The sequence below is a fragment of the uncultured Microbacterium sp. genome, from assembly GCF_947488465.1.
Classification (GTDB): Bacteria; Actinomycetota; Actinomycetes; order Actinomycetales; family Microbacteriaceae; genus Microbacterium.
Genome location: NZ_CANKZA010000001.1, coordinates 906,006 through 924,614, shown reverse-complemented (window position 1 = coordinate 924,614; position 18,609 = coordinate 906,006). Strand labels below are relative to the sequence as shown.

Genomic DNA, 18,609 nt, shown 5'->3' with positions numbered 1-18,609 from the left:
TCCTTATCCGTAGGCGGCGACCCACGTTCTCGCCTGTTCTTCCCAGGGCGCGTACCGCTCGGGATACGCCGATCGCTGGACGGCTTGCGCGGCTGCACCGAACTCCATCTCCTGCCACCCGGGGACATCGAGGAGTCCCTGCGTGCGCGAGCCGTTCGGGTCGTGTGTGCCGCCGAAGAAGGCGGCGGCAGCGCGTCGTGCATCGCGAACCTCGCCCTCGGTGCCCCACCCCTGGCTCGGACGCTGTTGGAACAGCCCGAGTGAATCGCGGTCGCCCCAGTCGAGGTTGCGGATCCAGGATTCGACCATCGCTGTGGCGAGTGCGATCGCTATGCCGCGGTCGGGAACGCCGAGGCCGCGGCCGACGTCGATGATGATCTGTGCGTTCGCGATCTGCTCGGCGTCGAGGGCGGTGACCGGGGCTGTCTCGACGGCGACGACGGCCGCCGGAGTCATGGTGGGGGATGCCGGCGCGGCGGCGCTCGGAATCGACAGCTCTTGCCCGGGATAGATGATCGAGTCACGCGTCAGGCCGTTGGCAGCCAGAAGCGCGGTCAGCCCGATGCCGCCGGCCTGCGCGATGCCCCACAGGGTCTCGCCGCCGGTCACCGTATGTGTGGCGATCGTCGCGGCGGCGGGAGCGGGAGCGGGAGCGGGCGGTGCCACCGCGGGATCCGTGCTCGCGCCAGTGAGCGCCAGTACCTGCCCGGGGCGGATGATCGAACTCCAGCCGAGACCGTTCCAGGCAAGGACGTCCGCGGTCTTCAGACCGTGCTGCGCGGCGATCGCGCTGACGGTGTCTCCGGGCTCGACGGTGTGCGAGGAGGGAGGGGTGGATGCCGGCACGCTCTGCGGCGGGACCTTCGTCGCAGGGAGAGGAGCCAGCGGGCGATTGTGCGCGCGTTCAGCCTCGACCGCTCCCGCGGGCGTCGCGGTCAGCGACAGTGCGATCGTGCCGAGCACGGCTGTCGGTACGGCGAAGGACCGCGGCACGAGGGTGTGGAATCGTCGCAAGATCTTCCCCTTCTTTTGACTTGGCCACCGTGTCACGGAAGTGAACTCCTGTCAACGGGTGATAAGGATGGGGCGAATGTGACAGAAGTGAATTGGCGAGTGGCGGCGACAGGGGCGGCCCAGTGGAATAGTGGAGGGGTGACTGGTCAGACCCCCGAAACGACACCGACCGAATGGCTGACGATGCCCGAGCTCGTGGAGCGCCTCGATGAGTCGCTCGGCCGGGTGCGCCGCCTCCTCGACGACAAGTTCCTGATCGGTTCGCGGCGGACCGGTGTTTTCGCGGTGCCGGAAGTGTTCATCGTCGATGACCACCCGCTGCCGTCGCTGCGCGGGACCGTGATCGTGTTGCAGGATGCCGGGTTCTCCGACGACGAAGCGATCGACTGGCTCCTCGGTCACGAAGAGGCCATCGGCCGTGCGCCGATCGCCGCACTCCGTGAAGGACGCAAGGCGGAAGTGCGTCGCGTCGCCCAGACTCTCGCCTGACGCGCCACCGCGGGGATATCAGGCGGTGCGGACCGTCGCCTCCCGGGCGAGGTCACGGAGCACGCCGACGGCCGAGGTGCCGAGCGGTGCGCCGCGCAGCGCACGGTCGCCCTCGTCGGCGTAGCGCGTGATGTGGTCCTCCACGCGTGCGAGTGCTCCGGAATCGACGATCGTCTGTTGGAGCGATGAGATCTGGGCGTCATTCAGCGTCGGGTCGCCGATCAGTTCATCCAGCACCCGGCGAGCTCCGGGCGACAGCGCCTCGCGGGCGTAGGCGATCAGGAGCGTCCGCTTGCCTTCGCGAAGGTCATCGCCGGAGGGCTTGCCCGTCACGGAGCTGTCCCCGAAGACCCCCAGAACGTCATCGCGCAGTTGGAAGGCGAGCCCGAGCGGGTGGCCGAATCCGCTGAGCGCGTCGGACTGTGCCGCACTGGCGCCCGCGAGTGCTCCGCCGAGGAGCAAGGGATGCTGGATCGAATAGCGGGCGGACTTCAGTGACGCGACCCGAAGCGCACGCTCCGCCTGAGCGCTGTCTGGAGCGGTCAGGTACGCGGCTTCTTCGGCGAGGTCGAGGAACTGGCCCACGGTGACTTCCCGGCGCATCATCGCGTAGATGTCCCGCGCTTCGGGCGCGTGGGCGCTGCCGCGGAGCCCCTCTTCCAGCAGGTCATCACTCCACGCCACGAGGAGGTCGCCGAGCAGGATGGCGGCCGAACGGCCGAATCCGGCGGCATCCCCGGCCCAGTGTGCGTTGCGGTGACCCGATTCAAAGGCCCGATGCGCAGCCGGGTGCCCGCGCCGGGTGTCGGAGTTGTCGATGATGTCGTCGTGGACCAGCGCGGCCGCATGGAAGATCTCGAGGGCCGCCGCGGCCCCGATCGCGTCATCGGCGACGGGGAGGGGCCGGCCATCTCGATGCTCGGCCACCGCGCGCCAGCCGGTGATGCAGAATCGCGCACGCAGGCGCTTTCCGCCGGCGACGGCGTCCGCTGCCGACTGCACGAAACCCGCCGCTTCGTCCCCCCACGCATCGGCGGACGCAGCTTGCCGGGCGGTGAAACTTTCCAGTCGCTGGGAAACAGCCTCGATAGGGTCCGCAGGAGCGCTCACGGGCCTAGCCTAGTTCTCGAGTACATGCGTAGAATCAGTGCACCGGAGCCCGAGGGGGATGCATGCCGCTGTCAGAGCAGGAACAGCGTCTGCTCGATGAGATGGAACGTCATCTCATGAGCAAGGACGCAGACGTCGTCACCGCGCCCCGAGAAGGTCAGACGCTCAGCTATCGCAACATCGTCTACGGCTCGATCCTCGTGCTTCTCGGTCTCGGCGGTCTGATCGTGGGTGTCTCGACCGACGTCGTCATCGTCGGCGTCCTCGCTTTCGTGGTGATGGTTGTTGGCGTCGTGCTCGCGGTGACGCCCAACCGCAACGGCGGAACCTCGACGCAGGGCACCATGGGCGAACGAAAGTCCGCCCCCGCAGCTCCCGCATCCTCGTCCTTCATGGATCGCATCAACGACCGGTGGGACCGTCGCAACGGCTCCGAGTAGATTTCGCGCCCCACGGGGCACGTTCGTCAAAGCACCGACCTCCGGGTCGGTGCTTTTTTGTGCGTGTGGGGCCTTCTGGGGAGGAATACCCGGCAAAAGGATAGTGATGTGGAGGGAAGTGGAGTAAAGTGGTGCGCATAGACGACGGCCGGGTCGACACAGGGGGAGGGTCCGATGCTGCTGGGCACGTACACCCCCAAGCTCGACGACAAAGGTCGCGTCATCCTGCCGGCCAAGTTCCGTACCGACCTCGGTGATGGTGTCGTCGTCACCCGTGGCCAGGAACGTTGCCTCTACGTCTTCAGCACGAAGGAGTTCGAGCGCGTCTACGAGAAGATTCGCGAAGCGCCGCTCACCAACAAGCAGGCACGTGACTTCCAGCGCATGTTCCTCTCCGGCGCCAGCGACGAGAAGCCGGACAGCCAGAGCCGGGTGACCCTGCCGGCGCACCTGCGGACCTACGCCAACCTCGGCCGCGACCTCGTCGTGACCGGTGTCGGTGCACACGCGGAGATCTGGGACGCACAGGCCTGGAACGACTACGCCGCCGACAACGAAGACGGCTACTCGGACATGGAGCAGGAGGTGATTCCCGGCTTGTTCTGATCCGTGGCCGTGACTCCCAGCCGCACGCCCTGACACACTTCCCCGGTGCCAGGTCGCGGCGGATGGGGATCACGACTCCGGATCACCGGCCCTCTCGCATCATGGACCTCAACGACATCCACACCCCCGTTCTGCTCGACCGCTGCGTCGAGCTGCTCGGCCCTGCGCTGCAGCGGGACGGAGCCGTCCTCGTCGACGCCACCGAAGGCATGGGCGGACACTCCGAAGCGCTCCTCCAACGGTTCCCCCAGACCCGACTCATCGGCCTCGATCGCGATACCGATGCGCTACGGATCGCGGGCGAGCGGCTCGCCCGCTTCGGCGACCGCGTGACGCTGGTGCACGCGGTGTACGACGGCATCGCCGATGCGGTGGCGTCGGCCGGCGCACCGCGCGTGGACGGCATCCTGTTCGATCTCGGCGTTTCGTCGTTGCAACTCGACGACGCCGACCGCGGTTTCGCCTATTCGCAGGATGCACCGCTGGACATGCGGATGGATCAGACGGCCGGCACGACAGCCGCCGATATCGTCGCGACGTACGGCGAGGGTGACCTGCGCCGCATCTTCGAGCGCTACGGCGAAGAGAAGCTGTCCGGCCGGTACGCCCGCGCGATCATCGCGGCACGTGGCACCGCGCCGATCGAGCGTTCCGGTCAGCTCGTCGACATCCTCCTCGCCGCCACTCCTGTCGCGGTCCAGCGTGAGGGGCGCGGGCACCCTGCCAAGCGCGTCTTCCAGGCGCTGCGCATCGAGGTGAACGCGGAACTCGCCGTGCTGGAGAATGCGATGCCGGCGGCCCTCAGCGTGCTGAACGTAGGTGGCCGGATCGTGGTGATGTCCTACCAGTCGCTGGAAGACCGACTCGTCAAGCGTGTGTTCGCGGATGCCGCGGCCTCGACCGCACCGCCGCGCTTGCCGGTCGAGTTGCCCGAGCACGCGCCCCGCTTCCGACTGATCACCAAGGGCGCCGAACTGGCGTCCGAGGAAGAGCGCGCCCGCAACCCGCGGGCCACTCCGGTGCGCTTGCGCGCCGCTGAACGAGTGAGGGAGGCGTCGTGAGCGCTGATCTGCTGGCTGTCGCCCTTCCCGAGCCGGATCGTGCGCCGAGACCCCGCCTGCGGGCCGTCGCGGCACCCCAACCCGCGCGCCGCCCACGCCTGATGTATGGCCTGATCGCGGTGGCGGGCGCTGTGCTGATCGGCGCGATCCAGATGGGCTTGTCCATCCTCACGACGCAGACGTCGTACGACATCGCGGCGCTCACGCAGGAGAACCGCGCGCTCGGCTGGGAGAAGCAGATGCTCGAAGACCAGGTCGCCGGCCTCAGCTCTCCTCAATACTTGGCGGCCAACGCCTCCGCGCTCGGCATGGTCGTCGGGCAGCCGCCCAGCTACCTACGACTGAGCGACCACACCATCATCGGTGACGGCGCGGGCGGAACAGGGGCGACCTCGATCGACGCACTGACGAAAGCCGCCGTCCCCAACGCTCTCGTGGGGGGCGTCCCGCTCGTGACCGACCCCGCCTCCAGCCTCAGCAGCGGCGCCACCGTGGATGCCGCCATCTTGACGGCCGATTCTTCGACACCCCCCGCGATCGCCGAGGGTCTGCCGACTCCCGCCACACACTGAGAGACATGACGACTCGAGCCACCCGCAGCCCGCGCCGCCGTACCGTCGTCGCTCTCGCCGTCGTCCTCGTCGTGCTGTCGGCGTTCGTCGTTCGACTCGTCGACATCCAGGTCGTGAACGCGAGCGACCACGTCAAAGATTCGCAGGACTATGCGACCGGTGCGACCGTCACTCTCCACGGCGCCCGCGGTGACATCGTCGACACGACCGGCGTCGTTCTCGCCGACAGTACGGTGCGCTACGACGTGCAGATCGACCCCGCCCTGGCGGTCAAGGGCGCCCCTCAGCGCGATGCTCAGGGCGCGATCGTCAAGGATGACGAGGGCGATCCGGTGATCGTCCCGTGGGAGTCGCTCGCGGCGCAGATCGCGGCCATCACCGGCCAATCCGCCGATGACGTGCGGAAGATCGTGGCGGATGCCTTGGCCATCAACCCCGAGTCGCAGTACGCCGTCATCAAACAGCGCGTGTCGACGCAGGAGTACCGGGCGCTGGCCGATCTCCGGTTTCCCTTCCTGTTCTTCCCGACCGATCCGTCGCGGACTTATCCCGACGGAGCGGTCGCCGGAAATCTGATCGGTTTCGTGGGGTCCGACGGCACGCCGCTGGAAGGGCTGGAGAGTCTGCAGGACTCGTGCTTGGCCGGTGCCGATGGAAAGCTCACCTACCAGCGCGGTGCCGACGGCGTGATCATCCCGGGCACCGAGGTCGAAACCCCCGCGACCGACGGCGGCACGCTGCGGCTGACCATCGACTCGGACCTGCAGTGGTACATGCAGCAGCTGATCGCCGAAGAGACCGATCGACTCCAGGCCAACTGGGGCGGGATCATGGTCGTCGAGGTCGCGACCGGAAAGATCCGCGCGGCGGCCGAGTCGGACACCGTCGATCCCAACGATCCCGGCGCCTCCGATGCCGAAAGTCGCTCATCGAAGCTGCTGCGGTACTCGTATGAGCCGGGATCCACGTTCAAGCCCGTCACGGCGGCCACGGGCATCGACGTGGGCGTGCTGACCCCGTTCACCACGGCCTATGACCCCGACCGGATGGAGTTTCCGAACGGCGCCGTGATCAACGACGACGAGAAGCACGATCCGCTCACGCTGACGCTCAACGGCGCTCTCGTGCGCTCGTCGAATGTCGCTCTGTCGCAGTTCGGCGCGATGATCGATCCGCAGACCAGGTTGGATTACCTCCAGAAGTTCGGCGTGGGGCAGGGAACCGCTCTCGACTGGTCGGGCGAGCCCTCGGGCACGTACCACGAGGTCGCGGACTGGGACAACCAGACCTATTACACGACGACGTTCGGCCAGGCCTTCACCGTGACGGTTCCGCAGGTCGCGAGCGTCTATCAGACGATCGCGAACGGCGGAGTGCGCGAGCCTTTGTCGTTCGTCGAATCGTGCACCACGGATGACGGAACAGTGACAACGCCCGAGCTCCCCGAGCCCGTGCAGGTCATCAAGCCCGACACCGCCGCGCAGGTCGGGCAGATGCTCGAGAACGTCTTCGTCCAGGGCACGCTCGCCGAGGACGTGGCGATCCCGGGCTACCGGATGGCGGGCAAGACCGGTACCGCGCAGGTCAGCAACGGCGCGGGCGGGTACAAGGACGGCGTCTACTTCACGTCCCTCGTCGGCTACGCGCCCGCGGACGATCCGAAGTACGTTGTCATCACGGTCTTCGACGAGCCACAGACGGTTCGCATGTCGTCGGCCAACCGCACGTCGTTCACGAAGGCCATGACACAGGTGCTTACGCACTATCGGGTCATGCCGTCGGACTCGACGACGCCTTTGCTCCCTGTGACACCGTGACGCGCCCCCCGGCGTGAGGAACCAGACACCATGATTCGCATGACCCTGGCCGAGGTGGCCGCAGCCGTTTCGGGAACCCTGGAGCTGTTCGGCGCCGACAGCCCCACGACGATCGTCGACGGGACGGTCGACACCGATTCGCGACTGATCGGCTCGGGTGACATCTTCGTCGCGAAGCCCGGCGAGGCCACCGACGGTCACCTTTTCGTCGCGGCGGTGGCCGACGCGGGTGCCGCGCTCGCGATCGTCGAGCATCGCGTGGATGCTGCGATCTCCCAGATCGTCGTTCCCGACGTCGTGGCTGCTCTCGCCGATCTGGCCCGCGAGGTGGTCGCCCGTGTGCGCGCCCTCGGCACCCTGACGGTCGTCGGCATTACCGGCTCCAATGGCAAGACCACGACCAAGAACCTTCTCGCGCGGATTCTGCAGGACGACGGCGAGACCGTCGCTCCGCGCGCGTCGTTCAACAATGAGGTCGGCGCACCGCTGACGATGCTGCGTGTCACGACGCAGACGCGGTATCTCGTGAGCGAGTTCGGTGCGGCCGGTCCCGGCCAGATCGCGCGACTGGCGGGTCTTGTCACACCGGACATCGGAATCGTGCTGATGGTCGGCCTCGCCCACGCGGGCGGATTCGGTGGCGTCGAAGCGACGCTGAAAGCGAAGACGGAGCTCGTCGAGGCGGTGCGTCCCGGTGGCGTCGCTGTGCTGAACGCCGATGACGCGCGGGTGGCCACCATGGCCGCGGTCGCGGAGGCGCGCGGGGTCTCGGTGCGCTGGTTCGGGCGGGGAACGGCCGCCGAGGTGCGCGCCGACGACGTCGAGGTCACGGCATCCGGCACGACCTGCACGATCGTGGTCGGGAAGGAGCGGATGCCGCTGCGCCTCCGCGTCCTCGGCGAGCACCACGTCATGAACGCCCTCGCGGCGCTCACCGCGGCGCGCGAGATCGGAATTCCCCTCGCCGAAGCGATCGCGCGGCTGGAGACGGTGGAGATCGCCGAACGGTGGCGGATGCAGCCGCTCGGCTCCGATCGCGTCCGCATCATCAACGACGCCTACAACGCGAGTCCCGACTCGATGGCCGCGGCGCTGCGCACCCTCGCGCAGATCGTCCTGCCCGGCCAGCGCAAGGTCGCCGTTCTCGGCGCGATGAGCGAACTCGGTGAGCAGGCCGGCGAGGAGCACGATCGCGTGGGCCTGCTGGCGGTGCGCCTGCGGATCGAGCGGATCGTGGTGGTCGGGCCCGAGGCGCGGCGCCTGTTCATCTCGGCCATCAGCGAGGGATCGTGGGACGGCGAAGCGGTGTTCTTCGCGACCGCCGACGAAGCCTACGACTACCTGATGGGGGAGCTCCGTGACGGAGACCGGGTGCTCGTGAAATCTTCCAACTCCGCCGGACTCCGGCATCTGGGTGATCGTCTGGGAGAATCGTTCTCGTGAGATCCCTCCTTGCTGCCGCCACGATCTCGCTCGCGTTCACGCTGTTTCTGACGCCGCTGTTCATCCGCCTGTTCGAGAAGCTGGGCTGGGGGCAGGTCATCCGCACCCCGGATGATGCGAAGAGCAACAACCCGAACCACCACGCCAAACGCGGCACCCCCACGATGGGCGGCGTCATCTTCATCCTCGGGGCGATCATCGGGTACGTCGTGGGCACCTTCACGGGCGGCGCGCCGCCGACGATGTCGGGCCTGCTGGTCATCTGGATGATGGTGGGACTCGGCGCCGTCGGATTCATCGACGACTACATGAAGGTGCGCCAGCAACGCAGCCTGGGACTCTCGGGATGGCGGAAAGTCGTCGGCCAGATCGCGGTGGCCGTTCCGTTCGGCATCGTGGCGCTGAACTTCCCCAACACGTACAACCAGACTCCCGGGTCGCCGTTCATTTCTTTCTTCCGCGACATTCCGATGCTGTCGTTCATGGCACTCGGGGCGATCGTCGGTTGGATCCTGTACCTGGTCTGGGTCTCTTTCCTCTCGGTGGCATGGTCGAATGCGACCAACCTCACCGACGGCCTGGACGGCCTGGCCACCGGCGCCGGCATCTTCACGATCTCGGCGTACAGCCTCGTGACCTTCTGGCAGTTCCAACAGCGCTGCCACAGCAGCGACCTCGTCGATTCCTACGTGGCGGCGTGCTACCCGACGCGCGACCCGATGGATCTCACGATCATCGCGGCATCCTTCGTCGGTGCGCTCGTCGGATTCATGTGGTGGAACGCACCCAAGGCGAAGATCTTCATGGGTGACGTCGGCTCGATGGCGATCGGCGGGGTCATCGTGGCGATGTCGGTCCTGTCGCGCACCGAGATCCTTGCCATCGTGATCGCCGGTGTCTTCATCATCGGTCCCGGATCGGTCATCCTGCAGCGCTACTACTTCAAGGCGACGGGCGGCAAACGCCTCTTCCTCATGAGTCCGTTCCACCACCATCTCGAGATGCGCGGGTGGCCGGAGATCACGATCGTCGTCCGCATGTGGATCATCGCCGGCATGCTCGCGGTGGCCGGCGTGGGCCTTTTCTACGTCGCTTGGCTCGCGGCACTATGACCGCGCGCCTCGATTCGCTGACGAGCTGGCACGCCGACTGGGGCGGGCTCCGCGTCGCCGTCCTCGGGTTGTCGGTCACCGGCTTCGCCGTCGCGGACACGCTCGCCGAGCTCGGCGCGGAGGTGCACGTCTTCACCGAGCGGGCGGACGAAGAATACGCGCGCCTGTTGCCGGTGATCGGAGCGCGCCTGTGGACCGGGCCGCTGGACAGCGTTCCCGACGCGCTGACGGACGTCGCGCCCGAGGTCGTCATCGCGTCTCCCGGATTCCCGCCGCACCACCCGGTAATCTCCTGGGTCCTCGCGAGCGGAATCGCCCTGTGGGGCGATATCGAGCTCGCGTGGCGGGTGCGCGACAAGGTCACCCGGCCCGACGGGCGCCCCGCCGACTGGGTGCTCATCACGGGAACCAACGGCAAGACGACCACGACGCGGCTGACGGCCACCATGCTCGCCACCGGCGGGCTGAGAGCGGCGCCGTGCGGCAACATCGGCATCCCCGTGCTCGATGCGGTCCGCGATCCCGCCGGCTTCGACGTCCTGGTGGTCGAGCTCTCCAGTCACCAGCTCTGGTACCTCTCTCTCCAGAACGGACCTGACCCTCTGTCGCCGGCCGCGAGCGTCTGCCTCAACCTCGCCGACGACCACCTCGAATGGCATGGTTCGGCCGCTGCGTATCGCGATGCCAAAGCATTCGTCTATCAGCACACCCGCGTCGCCTGCCTTTACAACAAGTCCGACGTCGCCACGCGCGAGATGGTCGAAAATGCGGAGGTCATCGATGGATGCCGCGCCATCGGCTTCGATCTCGGCGTTCCGGGTCCGAGCGACCTCGGTGTGGTCGACGGCATCCTCGTGGACCGCGCGTTTTTGGAGGAGCGCCGCACGAGTGCGCTCGAGCTGACCACGATCGCCGACCTCGCCGAGCGCGGGCTTGCGGCCCCGCACATCGTCGCCAACACGCTCGCCGCGGCGGCCCTCGCGCGGGCGCTCGGCGTCACGCCGGAAGCCGTCCGCGATGCGCTGCGGGACTTCCGGCTCGACCCGCACCGGATCGAGGTCGTCGCCGTCGCTGCCGGCATCACGTGGGTCGACGATTCGAAGGCCACCAATCCGCACGCGGCGGACTCGTCGCTGGCTGCCTATCCCGGAGCCGTGTGGGTTGTCGGTGGGCTTCTGAAGGGTGTCGACATCGCGGGGCTCGTCGCCGGTCGCGGTTCGCGGGTGAAGGCCGCGATCGTCATCGGTACCTCGCGGAGCGAGATCGCCGAAGCGTTCGCACGACACGCGCCCGCGGTCCCCGTCTTCGAGGTCGACCACGCACAGACTGAAGACGTCATGACAGAGGTCGTCGACCTGGCGGCGGGTGTCGCGCGTGACGGAGATGTGGTCCTCCTCGCTCCGGCTGCGGCATCCTTCGATCAGTTCGAGTCCTATTCGGACCGGGGGCGGCGCTTCGCCGACGCGGTCCGCCAGCGGATCGGGAGGGGGATCGGTGGCCACCACGACATCGCACCGGACCCGTCCGGCGAATCCGACTCCTGAGCTCGGGTCCGATTCGCAGGGCTACGCGGCTCGCGTCTCGCTCGGCCGGGTGTTCACCCCCGTGCCCAGCGAATTCCTGCTGATCGCCTCGACCGCGCTGCTTCTCACCGGCTTCGGGTTGGTGATGGTGTTGTCCGCGACGATGGCGCGATCGGTGGCCGACGGCGAGAGTCCGTTCGAAGTCGTGCTGAAGCAGGGCGTGTTCGCGGTCATCGGTATTCCGTTGATGTTCGTGGCGAGCCGCTTCCCGATCTCGTTCTGGAAGAGGATCGCCTGGCCGGCGCTCATCGTCACGACGATGTTCCAACTGCTGGTGTTCGTCCCGGGCCTCGGAGTCAACGACGCCGGAAACCGCAACTGGATCAACATCGCCGGCATGCAGATGCAACCGTCGGAGTTCCTCAAGCTCTCGCTCGCGTTGTGGCTCGGGTACGTCCTGTACCGCAAGCAGACCCTGCTGGGTCTGTGGCGCCACGTCTTCATCCCGGTCGTGCCCGTCGGCGGACTCGTGATCGGGACCGTCCTCGGTGGCCACGACCTCGGCACCGCGATGATCCTCATGGCGATCCTGCTCGGATGCCTCTTCTTCTCGGGCGTGAAGCTGCGCATCTTCGTGTTGCCGTTGCTGGTGGTGCTCGCCGTCGTCGCCGTCTTCGCGGTGACGAGCCCCAACCGGATGGCCCGTATCCTCAGCAACTTCAACGTCGACACGCTGGATTGCTACTACGCCGCCGTCGGCGACTGCTACCAGGCCGTGCACGGCGTGTGGGGACTCGCCAACGGTGGCATCTTCGGCCTCGGCCTCGGCAATTCGCGCGAGAAGTACGGCTGGCTGCCCGCGCAGTCCAACGACTACATCTTCGCGATCCTGGGTGAAGAACTGGGGCTGATCGGATGCTTGGTCGTCCTCGCGCTCTTCACCCTGTTCGCGGTCGGCGCCTTCCACGTGATCCGCAAGACCCACGACCCGTTCGTGCGCATCGTCGCCGGTGGCATCACCGTCTGGGTCGTCGGCCAGGCCGTCGTCAACATCGGTGTCGTCCTGCGCATCTTCCCGGTGCTCGGTGTCCCGCTGCCATTCATGTCGCAGGGGGGCACGGCGCTGCTGTCGGTGCTTCTCGCCTGCGGTGTGCTCCTGTCCTTCGCTCGGAGCTTGCCGGCACCCACCGAGCGCACCGTGCCCGCCCCACAGGGACGGCCCGTCCGCGCGCGGTAGTCTCGATCCGGTGACGACTTACCTGTTGGCCGGCGGCGGAACAGCCGGTCATGTCAATCCTCTGCTGGCTGTGGCCGATGCGCTTCGCGCGCGAGAAGCCCAGGCATCCGTCCTCGTCCTGGGAACGCGCGAGGGGCTCGAATCGCGGCTTGTTCCGGAGCGAGGCTACGAGCTTCTCGTCGTCGACAAGGTGCCCTTTCCCCGTCGCCCGAACGGGGCCGCGGCACGTTTCCCGGTGCGGTTCTCGCGCGCGATCGCGCAGGTGCGTGCCCACATCCGCGCGCACGGTGTCGAGGTGGTCGTCGGCTTCGGTGGCTACGCATCTGCGCCTGCCTATGTGGCCGCGCGCCGGGAGCGCGTGCCCTACGTCGTGCACGAGGCGAACGCGAAGCCGGGTCTTGCCAACGTCCTCGGTGCGCGCGCCGCATCCGGCGTCGGCGTCGTGTTCGAGGGCACTCCGATCCGCGGAGGGCGAGTGGTCGGCATGCCGTTGCGGCGCGAGATCGTCGAGCTCGACCGTGAGGCCCGCCGGGCCGAGGCCGCCGCAGCGTTCGGGCTGGATCCCGCGCGCCCCGTGCTCTTGGTCTTCGGCGGGTCGCTCGGTGCGCGTCGGCTCAACGACACGCTGGTCGAGTCCTGGCGCGACATCGTCGACGCCGGGTGGCAAGTGGTGCATGCGACGGGGGAACGCAACGAAGCGATAGATCCGGGGCATCCCGATTACCGGATCGTGCCGTATCTCGACCGGATGGACCTCGCCTTCGCGTTGGCCGACCTGATCGTCTCGCGGTCGGGGTCGGCGACCGTCGCCGAGGTGAGCGCGCTCGGGATCCCGGCCGTGTACGTGCCCTACGCCGTCGGCAATGGCGAGCAGGCGCTGAACGCGGCCTCGGCCGTGCGGGCGGGGGCGGCGAGAATCATCCCCGATGCGGAATTCGTTCCGGCCCGGGTGACCTCGGAGATCGTGCCGCTTCTGAAGGATGCCGGCGCTCTGGCGGCCATGCGCGCCGCCGCGGCATCCGTCGGCACGCGCGCGGGCACCGAGAACGTCGTCGCGATGATCGACGCCGCCCTCCCGCGCTGAGCTCACCTCCTCGGGCCCCGGCGGTTCGGGGTCGCGTGTGGTCGCCGCTGGGCTCGCGAAGCGACCAGAAGCGGCCCCAAAACCCTCGCGTGGGCCCGTCAGCTTCACCGCGGGCTTTGTGTTCGGGGTCGCGTGTGGTCGCTGGCGGGCTCGCGAAGCGGCCAGAAGCGGCCCCAAAACCCTCGCGGGTGGTCAGGTGCGCAGCGCGGTGGCGACGAGCGCGAGCGCCTGATCGGCATCCACGTGGAGCAGGCGGATCTGCTCGGCGAAGGCCGTCGCGGCACGCTGGGCCTGCTGCAGGGTGGCGTCGCCCTGCGGCGAGACGAAACTGCCGTTGCGGCCCCGCGTTTCGATGAAGCCGGCCGCTTCCAGCTCGCGGTACGCGCGCGCCACGGTGCCCGGCGCGATCCCGAGGTCATCGGCGAGGCGCCGCACGGTCGGCATCCGCGAGCCGGCGACGAGGACACCGCAGGACACAGCATCCATCACCTGACTGCGTACCTGCTCGAACGGCGGGGCAGCGGATGCCGGATCCAGGGCGACGAGGGCAGAGAGATCCATAGGTCGTTCGTACCGCGCCCGGATCGTGCTGTCCACCTCGGGCGCGCCCTCGGCCGGGGCGGAGGTGCGGCGATCTAGACTTGTCGAGCCATGATTCGACCCGACCTCACCCTCCCGATCCCCGCCGACATCGCGGCCGCGCACTTCATCGGCATCGGAGGATCCGGCATGTCGGGACTCGCCGGGATGTTCCTGGACCGCGGCATCCGCGTGTCCGGATCAGACCGTGCCGACAGCGCAGCCCTCCGCGCCCTCGCGGCACGCGGCGCGACCGTGCACGTCGGTCACGACGCCGCGAACCTGCCGGACGATGTCGACACCGTCATCCACACCGGAGCGATCTGGCCGCAGAACCCGGAGTTCCTCCTCGCGAAAGAGCGGGGACTCCACGTCATCCATCGCTCGCAGGCGTTGCACTGGCTGATCGGTGGTCGGCGACTGGTCTCGGTGGCCGGCGCTCACGGCAAAACCACCTCGACCGGCATGCTCGTCACGGCGCTGCGCGCACTCGATGCCGATCCGACGTTCGTCAGCGGTGGCGTCATCTCGGACCTCGGTGTGTCCAGCGGCACCGGCGCGGACGACCTGTTCGTGATCGAAGCGGACGAATCCGACGGAACGTTCCTGCTGTACGACACGTCGGTCGCCCTCATCACCAACGTCGACCCCGATCACCTCGACCACTGGGAGTCGCGCGACGCCTTCTACGACGGTTTCGTGCGCTTCGGCAACGAGGCGCGTGAGGCCGTCGTGATCTCCTCCGACGACGAGGGTGCTCAGCGCGTCGCGGCGGCGCTCACGCATCCGACCATCATGACGTTCGGCACGGATGCCGGAGCCGACGTCCGGGTCGGAGACATCGTGACAGACGGTCCGGTGCGCTTCACGCTCACTCACGCCGGCGTCACGGTCGACGGCGCGCTGGCCCTGCCCGGCGCCCACAACGCGATCAACGCGGGCGGCGCCGTTGCGGTGCTTCTCACGCTCGGGTTCGCGCTCGAGCCGGCGCTCCGCGCGGTCGAGGCGTTCGGGGGCACGATTCGTCGCTTCGAACTCCACGGTGTCGCCCGCGGCGTCAGCGTGTACGACGACTACGCGCATCACCCGACCGAGGTCGCCGCCGCGCTGGATGCCGCCCGCAGCGTCGTCGGGGAGGGACGCCTCATCGCCCTGCACCAGCCGCACACCTATTCCCGCACGCAGGAGATGTACCGCGAGTTCGCGGAGGTCCTCGAGTCTCGCGCCGACCACACCGTGGTGCTCGATGTCTACGGCGCGCGCGAAGACCCGGTGCCGGGCGTCACGGGGGCGCTGGTGAGCGGCGCATTCGACGATCCCGAGAAAGTCCACTTCGTCGCCGATTGGGCGGATGCCGCCGCGTACACGGCATCGGTTGCGCACGACGGTGACTACATCATCACCCTCGGCTGCGGCAACGTCTACTTGATCATTCCGCAGGTGTTGCAGGCCCTTTCCGGAGCGCAGGACTAGCCCATGCAACGGCCCACGCCGCTGCCGGCGTCGACGCCTCCTGCTCGTCCGGCGTGGTCCCCCGACGAGGAGATCGCGTTCACGCGGATCGGACCGCCGGTCGCAGTGCCCGAGGGAGGTCCCGGCGACCCGGACGAGACGGCGCCCATCGAGCCGCTGTGGCACGACGTGCCGGATGACGCGGTTCGCCCGATTCCCTTCGCTCCCGCGGCGGAGTCCGCACCGGACATCGACCCCGAGGTCGGTGTCCGTGATGTCTGGGCCGCCGCGCGGGCGCGCCGCCGTGCGCTGCGCGCCGAGGTCCGCCGCTTCACGGCCCGTCAACGGCGGCGGCGGATGCTGTGGATCGGCGTCGCGGCCGCTCTCGTGCTCCTCGTCCTCGGCACGCTCGGCGCCGCCTACAGCCCGTTGTTCGCCGTCGAGCGCGTGCAGGTCGTCGGCACGTCGAGTTTGGATGCCGGTGCCGTCGAGGCGGCGCTGGCCGACCAGATCGGTGTGCCGTTGCCCCTCGTGGATTCGTCGGCGGTGAAGGCCGCGCTCATCCAGTTTCCGCTCGTGGAGACCTACACGCTCGAGGCGCGCCCGCCGCACGACCTCGTCGTGCGCATCGTCGAGCGCACGCCGATCGGATCGGTGCAATCAGCCGCCGGTTACACGCTGGTCGACGCGGCCGGGGTCGCGCTTTCCACGACGGCGGAACCCCCCGCGGGCCACCCCGTGATCGACGTCACCGGGGGAGTGGGATCGCCCGCGTTCGAGGCCGTCGGTACCGTGTTCCGCGCGCTCCCCGACAGCATCCGCACGCAGGTGACCGGTATGACGGCGACGACCGCGAATGACGTGACGCTCGATCTCGGCGGGCCCGGGACCTCGGTCGTCTGGGGCAACGCCGACGACTCGGAGTACAAGGCCGTCGCGCTCGAGTCGATCATGGCCGCCCGCCCGCCCGAGGGTGTCTCCAGCTATGACGTGTCGTCGCCGAACGCCGTCGTGGTGCGCTGACCGATCTCACGCATCTTTCTGCGCGACACGCCCACTGCCTGGGCCCGCGCACGCATCCCCCCGCATACCTTCAAGTCAAGGAATTGCATACTCGGCAATTCTTTAAACCTCAACTAGAGGTTCAAGGTTTACAGACAGTGGTTCGGGACACGAAGGAGCCGGCATGAGCCAGAACCAGAACTACCTCGCGGTGATCAAGGTCGTGGGTGTAGGTGGCGGTGGCGTGAACGCCGTCAATCGGATGATCGACCTGGGGCTGCGGGGTGTGGAGTTCATCGCGGTGAACACCGACGCCCAGGCGCTCCTGATGAGCGACGCCGACGTCAAGCTCGATGTCGGTCGTGAGCTCACGCGCGGCCTCGGTGCCGGCGCCGACCCCGAGGTGGGTCGCCGCGCGGCAGAGGACCACGCGGAGGAGATCGAAGAAGCGCTTGCGGGCGCAGACATGGTGTTCGTCACCGCAGGTGAAGGTGGCGGAACAGGCACCGGCGGTGCTCCCGTCGTCGCGCGGATCGCGAAGTCGATCGGTGCTCTCACGATCGGTGTCGTCACGAAGCCCTTCTCCTTCGAGGGTCGCCGTCGTCAGAGCCAGGCCGAAGCCGGCGTCGCGAAGCTCAAGGAAGAAGTCGACACCCTCATCGTCGTGCCGAACGACCGACTGCTCGAGATCAGCGACCGCGGCATCTCGATGATCGAGGCGTTCGCCACGGCCGACCAGGTGCTTCTCGCCGGTGTCCAGGGCATCACGGACCTCATCACGACGCCGGGTCTCATCAACCTCGACTTCGCCGACGTCAAGTCCGTCATGCAGGGCGCCGGATCTGCCCTCATGGGCATCGGGTCGGCGCGCGGTGCGGACCGCGCGATCAAGGCCGCCGAGCTCGCGGTCGAGTCACCCCTCCTGGAAGCATCGATCGAGGGCGCGCACGGCGTGCTGCTGTCGATCCAGGGTGGCTCCAACCTCGGCATCTTCGAGATCAACGATGCGGCGCAGCTCGTCAAAGAGGCGGCGCACCCGGAGGCGAACATCATCTTCGGTACCGTCATCGACGACACGCTCGGCGACGAGGTGCGCGTCACGGTCATCGCCGCGGGATTCGACGGGGGTGAGCCGCAGACGCGCATCGAGCCGATCACGGCCCAGCGTCCGGTGGCGCCGCCCGTGCCGCCGCAGGTACCGGCCGACGAGGCGGCACGCGAGGTCGTGGTCGCCGAGGAGCGGCAGCCGGTCTCGGTGACGGCGACCACCGAGTCGTACGACTCGGTCTTCGGTGATGACGATCTGGACATCCCCGACTTCCTGAAGTGAGAGGCCGACAGGCTCAGTGACGACGGTGGATCTGCACACGCGGCTCGCCGATCTCGATGCACGCATCTCCGATGCCGCGAGATCGGCGGGCCGCGACCCGTCGGAGCTCACTCGCATCGTCGTGACGAAGTTCCACCCCGCTGCCCTGGTCACACAGCTGCACGGGCTGGGGGTCCGCGACGTCGGCGAGAGCCGTCAGCAGGAACTCGCCACGAAGCGCGCCGAGCTTGCCGCGCTCGACGGACTGCGGTGGCATTTCGTCGGGCAGATTCAGACCAAGAAGGCCCGGGCAATCCGTGCCGCATCCGACTGTGTGCACTCCGTCGACCGCGCCCGGCTCGCGGATGCCCTCCACGCCGTCGATCCGGACGGTGCACCGCTGGATGTCTTCCTCCAGGTGAATCTCACCGACGATTCCGGTCGTGGGGGAGTGGCACCGGCGGAGGTTGTCGCATTGGCGGAGCATGTCGCCGGCACCTGCGGTTCGCTACGGGTGCGGGGAGTCATGGCCGTCGCGCCGCTCGGCGTCGAACCGGCCGCCGCCTTCGCTCAGCTGGCGGATGCGGGTGCCGCCGTCCGCCGCGTTGTGCCGGACGCGACGTGGATGTCGGCCGGGATGTCGGGAGATTTCGCCGAGGCGATCGCCGCAGGCGCGACACACCTGCGGATCGGCTCGGCAATCACGGGTCCACGGCCCGTGCGCGATTAGCCTCAGAACAGACGAGCAAACGGAGGATG

General features: G+C 68.2%; 18 protein-coding genes. 15 read left to right on the top strand and 3 right to left on the bottom strand.

The annotated features are described in order from the left end of the window. Positions 1 to 3: 3 nt before the first annotated feature. Positions 4 to 1,014 carry a LysM peptidoglycan-binding domain-containing protein gene (locus Q0653_RS04470; RefSeq protein WP_298942888.1) on the bottom strand — a complete coding sequence of 337 codons (1,011 nt, stop codon included), beginning with the start codon at positions 1,012 to 1,014 and terminating at the stop codon, positions 4 to 6. A gap of 183 nt (positions 1,015 to 1,197) precedes the next feature. Here Q0653_RS04470 and Q0653_RS04465 point away from each other — a divergent pair, with 183 nt between their 5' ends. Beyond that, positions 1,198 to 1,503 carry an Rv2175c family DNA-binding protein gene (locus Q0653_RS04465; RefSeq protein WP_298943123.1) on the top strand — a complete coding sequence of 102 codons (306 nt, stop codon included), beginning with the start codon at positions 1,198 to 1,200 and terminating at the stop codon, positions 1,501 to 1,503. An 18-nt stretch (positions 1,504 to 1,521) separates the two neighbouring features. On the opposite strand, the gene Q0653_RS04460 is transcribed toward Q0653_RS04465, so the two are convergent. Further along, positions 1,522 to 2,613, bottom strand: a complete 1,092-nt coding sequence (locus tag Q0653_RS04460) for a polyprenyl synthetase family protein (protein ID WP_298942886.1) — start codon at positions 2,611 to 2,613, stop codon at positions 1,522 to 1,524. A 62-nt stretch (positions 2,614 to 2,675) separates the two neighbouring features. Here Q0653_RS04460 and Q0653_RS04455 point away from each other — a divergent pair, with 62 nt between their 5' ends. From Q0653_RS04455 to Q0653_RS04410, 10 genes are all read left to right on the top strand, one after another. After that, the gene (locus Q0653_RS04455; protein ID WP_298742499.1) at positions 2,676 to 3,053 is read left to right on the top strand and encodes a DUF3040 domain-containing protein; all 378 of its coding nucleotides are present in this window, start codon (positions 2,676 to 2,678) and stop codon (positions 3,051 to 3,053) included. A 174-nt stretch (positions 3,054 to 3,227) separates the two neighbouring features. After that, positions 3,228 to 3,659 carry a division/cell wall cluster transcriptional repressor MraZ gene (gene mraZ, locus Q0653_RS04450; RefSeq protein ID WP_298742500.1) on the top strand — a complete coding sequence of 144 codons (432 nt, stop codon included), beginning with the start codon at positions 3,228 to 3,230 and terminating at the stop codon, positions 3,657 to 3,659. 101 nt (positions 3,660 to 3,760) lie between these two features. Beyond that, positions 3,761 to 4,720 (top strand): 16S rRNA (cytosine(1402)-N(4))-methyltransferase RsmH, encoded by a 960-nt coding sequence (rsmH, locus tag Q0653_RS04445; protein WP_298942883.1) that lies wholly within the window; start codon positions 3,761 to 3,763, stop codon positions 4,718 to 4,720. Then, positions 4,717 to 5,292: a hypothetical protein gene (locus tag Q0653_RS04440; protein ID WP_298942881.1), complete on the top strand. Its 576-nt coding sequence runs from the start codon at positions 4,717 to 4,719 to the stop codon at positions 5,290 to 5,292. The genes rsmH and Q0653_RS04440 overlap by 4 nt, the downstream gene beginning before the upstream one ends. Positions 5,293 to 5,297: 5 nt before the next feature. Then, the gene (locus tag Q0653_RS04435) at positions 5,298 to 7,109 is read left to right on the top strand and encodes a penicillin-binding protein 2 (RefSeq protein WP_298942879.1); all 1,812 of its coding nucleotides are present in this window, start codon (positions 5,298 to 5,300) and stop codon (positions 7,107 to 7,109) included. A 30-nt stretch (positions 7,110 to 7,139) separates the two neighbouring features. Then, positions 7,140 to 8,552, top strand: coding sequence for a UDP-N-acetylmuramoyl-tripeptide--D-alanyl-D-alanine ligase (murF, locus tag Q0653_RS04430; protein ID WP_298942877.1), 1,413 nt, complete (start codon positions 7,140 to 7,142; stop codon positions 8,550 to 8,552). Next, the gene (gene mraY / locus Q0653_RS04425) at positions 8,549 to 9,664 is read left to right on the top strand and encodes a phospho-N-acetylmuramoyl-pentapeptide-transferase (protein WP_298942875.1); all 1,116 of its coding nucleotides are present in this window, start codon (positions 8,549 to 8,551) and stop codon (positions 9,662 to 9,664) included. The genes murF and mraY overlap by 4 nt, the downstream gene beginning before the upstream one ends. Continuing rightward, complete coding sequence (gene murD, locus Q0653_RS04420; protein WP_298942873.1) at positions 9,661 to 11,208, top strand: UDP-N-acetylmuramoyl-L-alanine--D-glutamate ligase; 1,548 nt, start codon at positions 9,661 to 9,663, stop codon at positions 11,206 to 11,208. The genes mraY and murD overlap by 4 nt, the downstream gene beginning before the upstream one ends. Then, the gene (ftsW, locus tag Q0653_RS04415; RefSeq protein ID WP_298942871.1) at positions 11,159 to 12,424 is read left to right on the top strand and encodes a putative lipid II flippase FtsW; all 1,266 of its coding nucleotides are present in this window, start codon (positions 11,159 to 11,161) and stop codon (positions 12,422 to 12,424) included. The genes murD and ftsW overlap by 50 nt, the downstream gene beginning before the upstream one ends. Before the next feature lie 10 nt (positions 12,425 to 12,434). Next, complete coding sequence (locus tag Q0653_RS04410; RefSeq protein ID WP_298942869.1) at positions 12,435 to 13,508, top strand: UDP-N-acetylglucosamine--N-acetylmuramyl-(pentapeptide) pyrophosphoryl-undecaprenol N-acetylglucosamine transferase; 1,074 nt, start codon at positions 12,435 to 12,437, stop codon at positions 13,506 to 13,508. Between the two features lie 192 nt (positions 13,509 to 13,700). Here Q0653_RS04410 and Q0653_RS04405 read toward each other — a convergent pair whose 3' ends face one another. Then, positions 13,701 to 14,069: a GntR family transcriptional regulator gene (locus tag Q0653_RS04405; protein ID WP_298942867.1), complete on the bottom strand. Its 369-nt coding sequence runs from the start codon at positions 14,067 to 14,069 to the stop codon at positions 13,701 to 13,703. Between the two features lie 90 nt (positions 14,070 to 14,159). Here Q0653_RS04405 and murC point away from each other — a divergent pair, with 90 nt between their 5' ends. From murC to Q0653_RS04385, 4 genes are all read left to right on the top strand, one after another. Beyond that, the gene (gene murC / locus Q0653_RS04400) at positions 14,160 to 15,560 is read left to right on the top strand and encodes a UDP-N-acetylmuramate--L-alanine ligase (RefSeq protein WP_298942865.1); all 1,401 of its coding nucleotides are present in this window, start codon (positions 14,160 to 14,162) and stop codon (positions 15,558 to 15,560) included. 3 nt (positions 15,561 to 15,563) lie between these two features. Continuing rightward, entirely contained in the window at positions 15,564 to 16,562 is a 999-nt protein-coding gene (locus tag Q0653_RS04395; RefSeq protein ID WP_298942862.1) for an FtsQ-type POTRA domain-containing protein, read from the top strand. Between the two features lie 163 nt (positions 16,563 to 16,725). Continuing rightward, complete coding sequence (ftsZ, locus tag Q0653_RS04390; protein WP_298742512.1) at positions 16,726 to 17,871, top strand: cell division protein FtsZ; 1,146 nt, start codon at positions 16,726 to 16,728, stop codon at positions 17,869 to 17,871. A gap of 16 nt (positions 17,872 to 17,887) precedes the next feature. Next, positions 17,888 to 18,580 carry a YggS family pyridoxal phosphate-dependent enzyme gene (locus Q0653_RS04385; protein ID WP_298942859.1) on the top strand — a complete coding sequence of 231 codons (693 nt, stop codon included), beginning with the start codon at positions 17,888 to 17,890 and terminating at the stop codon, positions 18,578 to 18,580. Positions 18,581 to 18,609: the final 29 nt, after the last annotated feature.